We start from the raw sequence: 8393 nt of genomic DNA on the forward strand, positions 1-8393 counted from the left end.
GCTGGCCGGCTGCGCCAGCGTGCCAGCGCCGCCGTCCGTGGCCGAGTCGCCGGCGGCGCACGATCCGCATGCCCACGATCGCCAGCGCCTGTGGCGGCTGTTGAGCACGCGCTGCCTGCCGCAGGCGCGCGCCGGCGCCGATCCGGCCCCTTGCAGCGAAGTGCATGCCGAGCCCGGCCAACGCTATGCCTTGATGAAGGACCTGCGCGGCGACTACCAGTACCTGCTGATTCCGACGGTGCCGGTGAGCGGGATCGAAGATCCGCGCGCGCGTGCCGCCGGCGCGCCGAACTGGCTGGGCCTGGCCTGGCAGGCGCGCACCCGGGTCGAGCGGTTGCTGAACCGGCCGCTGCCGCGCGAACTGACCAGCCTGACGATCAACCCGCCCTCGGCGCGTTCGCAGGACCAGTTGCATGTCCATATCGATTGCCTGGCGCCGCAGGTGCGCGACCAGTTGCAGGCGATGCAGGCGTCGATCGGCCCTACCTGGGCGCCGTTGCCGCAGCCGTTGCACGGTCACGCCTATCGGGCGATGCGCGTGGAGGGCGAAGAACTGGATGCGAATCCGCTGACGCTGCTGGCGCGCAGCCTGCCGCCGCAGCAGAGCATGGTGCACCAGACCCTGGCGGTGGTCGGCGCGGAGTTCGATGGCCGTCCTGGCTTCGTGCTGCTGGCCGCTACGGCGCTTCCCGGCGATGGGGTCGGTGCGGAGGAACTGCAGGATCACGACTGTACCGGCGTGGTACCGGCGGCGCCTGCGCGTGGCTGACGGCCCAGGCGGCGTCGATGCCGCGCAGGCAACTGACGGCATCCGCCGGTCGTGCGGCGCGCAGGCAGGGATGTTGTGGGAGGGACTTCAGTCCCGACGGCATGATGCCCCGGCATCTGCCTGCTTCGCGCGTCGCGACGGAAGTCGCTCCCGCACGATGCTTTCGGGAGCAGTCACAACCCGCTAGTGCAAACCCGACACGGCTCTCGCCGAGCCGGCCGGGGAAGCGGCATCTGCACGACCGCGCACGCGCTGACTGGAAGCGCCAGCGCGCGCACCCGGCCTCAGACCTCCAGCGACGCCAGGTCGCCCTTGGTCTCCAGCCACTGCTTGCGGTCGCCGGCGCGCTTCTTGGCCAGCAGCATGTCCATCAGCGAGCGGGTCTGGTCGCCGTCGTCCACGGTCAGCTGCACCAGGCGCCGGGTGTCCGGGTGGATGGTGGATTCGCGCAGCTGCTGCGGATTCATCTCGCCCAGGCCCTTGAAGCGGGTGACGCTGACCTGGCCCTTGATCTTCTCGCGTTCGATCTTGTCCAGCAGCGAGCGCTTCTCTTCCTCGTCCAGCGCGTAGAACACCTGCTTGCCCACGTCCACGCGGAACAGCGGCGGCATCGCCACGAACACGTGGCCGGCGCGCACCAGGGCGGGGAAGTGGCGCAGGAACAGCGCGGTCAGCAGGGTCGCGATGTGCAGGCCGTCGGAGTCGGCGTCGGCCAGGATCACCACCTTGCCGTAGCGCAGGCCGTCGATCTCCTCCTTGCCCGGATCGCAGCCGATCGCGATCGCCAGGTTGTGCACTTCCTCCGAGGCGAGCACGCTGCCGGAGGCCACTTCCCAGGTGTTGAGGATCTTGCCGCGCAGCGGCAGGATCGCCTGGAAATCCTTGTCGCGGGCCTGCTTGGCGCTGCCGCCCGCCGAGTCGCCCTCGACCAGGAACAATTCGGTGCGCGAGAGGTCCTGGCTGATGCAGTCGGCCAGTTTGCCCGGCAGCGCCGGGCCCTGGGTGACCTTCTTGCGCACGATCTGCTTCTCGGTCTTCAGCCGCGCGCTGGCGCGGTCGATGGCGATCTGCGCGATGCGCGTGCCGGTCTCCACGTTCTGGTTCAGCCACAGGCTGAAGGCATCGTGCGCGGCGCCTTCGATGAAGCCGGCGGCCTGGCGCGAGGACAGGCGTTCCTTGGTCTGGCCGCTGAACTGCGGGTCGGTCATCTTCAGCGAGAGCACGAACGCCACGCGGTCCCACACGTCTTCCGGCGCCAGCTTGACGCCGCGCGGCAGCAGGTTGCGGAAATCGCAGAACTCGCGCAGCGCGTCGGTGAGGCCGCTGCGCAGGCCGTTGACGTGGGTGCCGTGCTGCGCGGTGGGGATCAGGTTGACGTAGCTTTCCTGCACCAGCTCGCCTTCCACCACCCAGGCCACCGCCCAGTCGACGATCTCGCGGTCCTTCTTCAGGCTGCCGACGAACAGTTCGGCCGGCAGCAGCTCGCGCTCGGCCAGCTCGCCGCGCAGGTAGTCGCGCAGGCCGTCCTCGAAGTACCAGGTGTCCTGCTCGCCGGTGGCCTCGTCGTGCAGCTTGACGGTCAGGCCGGGGCACAGCACCGCCTTGGCGCGCAGCAGGTGGCGCAGTGCGCGCACCGCGAACTTCGGCGTGTCGAAGTACTTCGGATCCGGCCAGAAGCGCAGACGCGTGCCGGTGTTCTTCTTGCCGACGCTGCCGACGATCTCCAGCTTGGAGGCGGCGTGGCCGTCGGCGAAGGCCATGCGGTACTCGTTGCCTTCGCGCTTGATGAACAGTTCCACCCGATTGGACAGCGCATTGACCACGCTGACGCCGACGCCGTGCAGGCCGCCGCTGAAGGTGTAGTTGCGGTCGCTGAACTTGCCGCCGGCATGCAGCCGGGTGAGGATCAGTTCGACGCCGGAGATCTTCTCTTCCGGATGGATGTCCACCGGCATGCCGCGGCCGTCGTCGGACACCTCGCAACTGCCGTCCTTGTACAGCGTCACCTCGATGTGCCGGGCATGGCCGGCCAGCGCCTCGTCCACGGCGTTGTCGATGACTTCCTGTGCCAGATGGTTCGGCCGTGCGGTGTCGGTGTACATGCCGGGCCGGCGCTTGACCGGGTCCAGGCCAGAGAGAACTTCGATGTCGGCGGCGTTGTAGCGGGTATTCATGCGTCTCAGCAGGTGGCGCGAAGCAGATCCGGAAGTGTGCGGTCTGCGGCGGTTTTTTGCACGTCGCCGGTGTTCAGGGCAGGTGCGGCGGCGTCGCGCTACGCTGGCCCTGGAAAAACCGCGACGTCGCCCACATCTTCGTCGCACGTCCCAAAAGGAGTCCGCCATGAACGTTCGCAAGCTGTTGACCCTGGCCGCCCTGGTCGCCGCCGCGGTGGCCGTGCCGGTCGCGATGGCCCAGGCGCAGAGCGCCGATCCGGCCGCCTCCGGTGCCGCCGCCTACGAGGCGCAGGTCGCCAAGGAAAAGGCCGAGGCCGATGCCAAGGCCAAGCGCCGCGCCGCCGCGGCCGCCGAGCACAAGGCCGGCAAGGATGCGGCCGCGCCGAAGAAGGAAGAGGAAGAGGAAGCGCGCAAGCCTTGAGTTTGCGCAGGGTTTCCTGCACACGACGCCCCGGTCGCCCGGGGCGTCGCTTTTTTATGGGGCGGCTGTTGCGCAAAAGCGCTTGGGCAAATCCGCTTCACCCGTTAAACTATGGCTTTCCGGGAGGCCTTTGAGCCATGACCCCCCTGATCTTCGTTACCGGCGGCGTAGTGTCCTCGCTTGGCAAGGGCATCGCGGCCGCTTCGCTTGCGTCCATTCTCGAAGCACGTGGCCTGTCGGTCACGATGATGAAGCTGGACCCCTACATCAACGTCGACCCGGGCACGATGAGCCCGTTCCAGCACGGCGAGGTGTACGTCACCGACGACGGCGCCGAGACCGACCTGGACCTGGGGCATTACGAGCGCTTCGTGCGCACGCGCCTGTCGCGCAAGAATTCGGTCACCACCGGGCGCATCTACGAGAACGTGATCCGCAAGGAGCGCCGCGGCGACTACCTCGGCGCCACCGTGCAGGTGATTCCGCACATCACCGACGAGATCCGTCGCTGCGTGGATGAAGCCACCGCCGGCTACGACGTGGCCCTGGTCGAGATCGGCGGCACCGTCGGCGACATCGAGTCGCTGCCGTTCCTGGAGGCGATCCGCCAGGTGCGCACCGAGCGCGGCGCCGAGAAGGCCATGTTCATGCACCTCACCCTGGTGCCGTACATCGCCGCGGCCGGCGAACTGAAGACCAAGCCGACCCAGCATTCGGTCAAGGAACTGCGCTCGATCGGCATCCAGCCGGACGTGCTGCTGTGCCGCTCGGAGCAGGCGATCCCGGATTCGGAGCGGCGCAAGATCGCGCTGTTCACCAACGTCTCCGAGCGCGCGGTGATCAGCGCCGCCGACATCGACGTGCTCTATGGCATGCCGCTGGAATTGCACCGGCAGGGCCTGGACGAGATCGTCATCGACCAGTTCAAGCTGCGCGACAAGGTCGGCGCGGCCAACCTGTCGGAGTGGGAAGCCGTGGTCGACGCGATCAAGCATCCGCTCGACGAGGTCACCATCGCCGTGGTCGGCAAGTATGTCGACCATCAGGACGCGTACAAGTCGGTCGGTGAGGCGCTCAAGCACGGCGGCCTGCGCCAGCGCACCAAGGTCAACCTGAAGTGGCTGGAAGCGCAGGACCTGGAAGGCAGCGACATGGCGGCCCTGGCCGACGTGGACGGCATCCTGGTGCCGGGCGGCTTCGGCGACCGCGGTTTCGAAGGCAAGGTGCTGACCTCGCGCTACGCCCGCCAGCACGGCGTGCCGTACTTCGGCATCTGCTACGGCATGCAGGCTGCGGTGGTCGACTATGCGCGGCATGTCGCCGGGCTGGACGCGGCCAACAGCACCGAGAACGACCGGCAGTCGCCGTACCCGGTGATTGGCCTGATCACCGAATGGCGTACCGCCACTGGCGATGTCGAGAAGCGCGACGAGAAGTCCGACCTCGGCGGCACCATGCGCCTGGGCCTGCAGGAGCAGCGGCTCAAGCCGGGCACGCTGGCGCGCGAGCTGTACGGCAAGGATGTGGTGGCAGAGCGCCATCGCCACCGCTACGAGTTCAACAACCGCTACCGCACCCAGCTCGAGGACGCCGGCCTGGTGATTGCCGCCAAGTCGATGGACGACACCCTGGTGGAGATGGTGGAGTTGCCGCGCGAGACGCATCCGTGGTTCCTGGCCTGCCAGGCGCACCCGGAATTCCTGTCCACGCCGCGCGACGGCCACCCGTTGTTCATTGGCTTCGTGCGCGCCGCGCGCGAGCGCAAGGCCGGCGGCAAGCTGCTCAAGGAAGCCAGGGCGTGACTGCGACCGGGCGCAGCAGCGAGAGCAGGGTCGCGCGCTGGTTCTTTGCGGCCGCGGTGCTGGTGTTTCCCGCGGCCTTGCTGGTCTATTTCTCCTGGCGCAGCAGCACCGGCTTGGCCGACAGCTATGGGATGGGGCTGATGTATTGCCTGATCGCGGCGGTGGGGCTAGCTGCGCCGCTGGCGCTGATCGGCGCACTCATCTGGGCTGCCGGCAGGTTCGGCGGCGGCTCCGTCCCTGCGCCCCTCCCGCGCCCCTCTGAACCTCCGGAAGGTAATCAATGAAGCTCTGTGGATTCGACGTCGGCCTGGACCGGCCGCTGTTCCTGATCGCCGGCCCGTGCGTGATCGAGTCGATGCAACTGCAGCTCGACGTGGCCGGCAGGCTCAAGGAGATCACCGGCCGGCTTGGCATCAACTTCATCTTCAAGTCCAGCTTCGACAAGGCCAACCGCACCTCCGGCACCAGCTTCCGCGGCCCCGGCCTGGAAGAAGGGCTGAAGGTGCTGGAGGCGGTGAAGACCCAGATCGGCGTGCCGGTGCTGACCGACGTGCACGAATACACGCCGATGCACGAGGTGGCGGCGGTGGTGGACGTGCTGCAGACCCCGGCGTTCCTGGTGCGGCAGACCGACTTCATCAAGAACGTGTGCGCCGCCGGCAAGCCGGTCAACATCAAGAAGGGCCAGTTCCTGTCGCCGTGGGACATGAAGCCGGTGGTGGAGAAGGCCAAGTCCACCGGCAACGAGCAGATCATGGTCTGCGAGCGCGGCGCCAGCTTCGGCTACAACAACCTGGTCAGCGACATGCGCTCGCTGAGCGTGATGCGCGAGACCGGCTGCCCGGTGGTGTTCGATGCCACCCATTCGGTGCAGCTGCCGGGCGGGCAGGGCGGCAGTTCCGGTGGTCAGCGCGAGTTCGTGCCGGTGCTGGCGCGCGCGGCGGTGGCCGTGGGCGTGGCCGGCGTGTTCGCCGAGACCCATCCGGACCCGTCCAAGGCGCTGTCCGACGGCCCCAATGCGTGGCCGCTGGATCAGATGGAAGCGCTGCTGGAAACGCTGATGGAACTGGACGCGGTGACCAAGAAACACGGGTTCTCGCGCTTCGCGTGAGGCGTGCGCCGCCGCCGCTGCGGCTGTGCCGATCCTGGCCGGGTGCGGGCTGCCGGGTGTTCGTCGCCTTCTCGGAGCCGCGGCGATGACCGCACCCGAGCGGGCCGGCGCCTGGCCTTGGGGGCTGTGTGCCTTGTTGTTGTCGTTGCTGGCGTGGGCGGCGTTGGTCGTGGCGCTGTTCGCCTTCTCCAGTGGGATTGGCACGCCCAGCCACGGCGATCATTTCCTGGCCATGCTGTTCTGGATGGTGATCGCCCTGCTGGTAGTGGCAGTGGCTGCGGTGGGCGCGACGATCGCCGCCGCGCTGAGTTGGACGCAGCGCCGCGGCCGCCTCCTGGCCGGCATCGCCGGCGGCCTGCTGCTGGCGATGCTGGTCTTGATCCTGCTCTTCCTCAGCGGAATCCCGCTGGGCCTGATGGGCGCCGGCTGAGGCGGGATTTGGCAAGGAACCGGCGGCCGGGGATAATCAGCCGGCATTCGTTTCCGCCCCCTCTTCCTACAGGTAACCGGCCCGCCCATGAGTACGATCCGCAGCATCCACGCCCGTGAAATCCTCGACAGCCGCGGCAATCCCACGCTGGAAGCCGATGTCATCCTGGAGGACGGTTCGTTCGGTCGTGCCGCGGTGCCTTCGGGCGCGTCCACCGGCACCAAGGAAGCGGTCGAGCTGCGCGACGGCGACAAGACCCGCTACCTGGGCAAGGGCGTGCGCAAGGCGGTGGAGAACGTCAACACCACCATCGCCAGCGCGCTGAAGGGCTTCGACGCCGCCGACCAGCAGGGCCTGGACCGCCGCCTGATCGACCTGGACGGCACCGAGAACAAGGGCCGCCTGGGCGCCAACGCGCTGCTCGGCGTCTCGCTGGCCAACGCCCATGCCATTGCCGCCTCGCGCAAGCAGCCGCTGTGGCAGTCGCTGGCCGCGGGCAACACCGCCAACCTGGCGCTGCCGGTGCCGATGATGAACATCATCAACGGCGGCGCGCATGCCGACAACAACGTCGATTTCCAGGAGTTCATGGTGCTGCCGGTCGGCGCCGCCTCGTTCTCCGAGGCGCTGCGCGCCGGCACCGAGATCTTCCACGCGCTGAAGTCGGTGTTGAAGGGCCACGGCCTGTCCACCGCGGTCGGCGACGAGGGCGGCTTCGCCCCGGACTTCCGCAGCAACGTGGAAGCGCTGGACACCATCCTGGAAGCGATCGGCAAGGCCGGCTACACCGCTGGCGAGGACGTGCTGCTGGGCCTGGACGTGGCCTCCAGCGAGTTCTACGACAACGGCAAGTACCACCTGGTGGGCGAAGGCAAGCGCCTGACCAGCGAGCAGTTCGTCGACTTCCTCGCCGACTGGGCCGCGCAGTATCCGATCGTCAGCATCGAGGACGGCCTGGCCGAGGACGACTGGGCCGGCTGGAAGCTGCTCACCGACCGCGTCGGCAGCAAGGTGCAACTGGTCGGCGACGACCTGTTCGTGACCAACCCGAAGATCTTCAAGCAGGGCATCGAGTCCGGCACCGCCAACGCGATCCTGATCAAGGTCAACCAGATCGGCACCCTGACCGAGACCCTGGAAGCCATCGCCATGGCCGACAAGGCCGGCTATGCGGCGATCGTCTCGCACCGTTCCGGCGAGACCGAGGACACCACCATCGCCGACATCGCCGTGGCCACCACCGCCACCCAGATCAAGACCGGCTCGCTGTGCCGCAGCGATCGCGTGGCCAAGTACAACCAGCTGCTGCGCATCGAGGAAGCGCTCGGCAGCGCCGCGCGCTACGCCGGGCGCGACGCGTTCGTCTCGCTCAAGCGATAAGCCGTGCGCAACTGGCGCTGGCTGCTGCTGGTGCTGGCGGGACTGCTGGCGTGGCTGCAGTACCGTTTCTGGCTCGGCCCGGGCAATTCCGGCGAAGTGCTGGTGCTCGAAAGTCAGGTCGAGCACCAGAGGCGCGACAACGAAGGACTGCAGCAACGCAACGCCGCGCTCGCCGCCGAGGTCAAGGACCTCAAGGATGGCGAGGCGGCGATCGAGGAGCGCGCGCGTAGCGAACTGGGCATGATCAAACCGGGCGAAAAGTTCTACCGCGTGGTCGAGAACGCGCCGGTGTCGACCGCGCCGGCC

At 68.1% G+C, this 8393-nt stretch carries 9 protein-coding genes; 8 read left to right on the forward strand and 1 reads right to left on the reverse strand.

Annotated features, from left to right (window positions below; all coding sequences use genetic code 11):
• The first annotated feature begins 1 nt into the window (after window position 1).
• A complete protein-coding gene (locus D180_RS09615; protein WP_051064797.1) occupies window positions 2-769 on the forward strand; it encodes a CDP-diacylglycerol diphosphatase in 768 nt (255 codons plus the stop codon).
• A gap of 284 nt (window positions 770-1053) precedes the next feature.
• On the opposite strand, the gene parE is transcribed toward D180_RS09615, so the two are convergent.
• On the reverse strand, window positions 1054-2943 hold the full coding sequence (gene parE, locus D180_RS09620; protein ID WP_017911072.1) for a DNA topoisomerase IV subunit B: 1890 nt from the start codon (window positions 2941-2943) through the stop codon (window positions 1054-1056).
• Between the two features lie 166 nt (window positions 2944-3109).
• On the opposite strand from parE, the gene D180_RS09625 reads away from it, so the two are divergent.
• From D180_RS09625 to ftsB, 7 genes are all read left to right on the forward strand, one after another.
• Window positions 3110-3364, forward strand: coding sequence for a hypothetical protein (locus D180_RS09625; RefSeq protein ID WP_010343426.1), 255 nt, complete (start codon window positions 3110-3112; stop codon window positions 3362-3364).
• A gap of 137 nt (window positions 3365-3501) precedes the next feature.
• A complete protein-coding gene (locus D180_RS09630) occupies window positions 3502-5166 on the forward strand; it encodes a CTP synthase (protein ID WP_017912623.1) in 1665 nt (554 codons plus the stop codon).
• On the forward strand, window positions 5163-5450 hold the full coding sequence (locus D180_RS09635; RefSeq protein WP_017912624.1) for a hypothetical protein: 288 nt from the start codon (window positions 5163-5165) through the stop codon (window positions 5448-5450). The genes D180_RS09630 and D180_RS09635 overlap by 4 nt, the downstream gene beginning before the upstream one ends.
• Window positions 5447-6277, forward strand: coding sequence for a 3-deoxy-8-phosphooctulonate synthase (gene kdsA / locus D180_RS09640; protein WP_017911068.1), 831 nt, complete (start codon window positions 5447-5449; stop codon window positions 6275-6277). Before D180_RS09635 ends, kdsA begins: the two co-directional genes overlap by 4 nt.
• A 25-nt stretch (window positions 6278-6302) precedes the next feature.
• Entirely contained in the window at window positions 6303-6707 is a 405-nt protein-coding gene (locus D180_RS09645) for a hypothetical protein (protein ID WP_232760420.1), read from the forward strand.
• 87 nt (window positions 6708-6794) lie between these two features.
• On the forward strand, window positions 6795-8087 hold the full coding sequence (gene eno / locus D180_RS09650; RefSeq protein WP_017912626.1) for a phosphopyruvate hydratase: 1293 nt from the start codon (window positions 6795-6797) through the stop codon (window positions 8085-8087).
• 3 nt (window positions 8088-8090) lie between these two features.
• The coding region (ftsB, locus tag D180_RS09655; protein ID WP_017912627.1) for a cell division protein FtsB at window positions 8091-8393 on the forward strand (303 nt) is incomplete at its 3' end.

Origin of the sequence: Xanthomonas sp. SHU 166 (genome assembly GCF_000364685.1) — a bacterium.
Classification (GTDB): Bacteria; Pseudomonadota; Gammaproteobacteria; order Xanthomonadales; family Xanthomonadaceae; genus Xanthomonas_A; species Xanthomonas_A sontii.

Excerpts from the sequence above, each read along its gene's own strand:
- parE (WP_017911072.1), bottom strand. The coding sequence starts at position 2,943 with ATGAATACCCGCTACAACGCCGCCGACATCGAAGTTCTCTCTGGCCTG.
- D180_RS09625 (WP_010343426.1), top strand. The coding sequence starts at position 3,110 with ATGAACGTTCGCAAGCTGTTGACCCTGGCCGCCCTGGTCGCCGCCGCG.
- D180_RS09630 (WP_017912623.1), top strand. The coding sequence starts at position 3,502 with ATGACCCCCCTGATCTTCGTTACCGGCGGCGTAGTGTCCTCGCTTGGC.
- kdsA (WP_017911068.1), top strand. The coding sequence starts at position 5,447 with ATGAAGCTCTGTGGATTCGACGTCGGCCTGGACCGGCCGCTGTTCCTG.
- eno (WP_017912626.1), top strand. The coding sequence starts at position 6,795 with ATGAGTACGATCCGCAGCATCCACGCCCGTGAAATCCTCGACAGCCGC.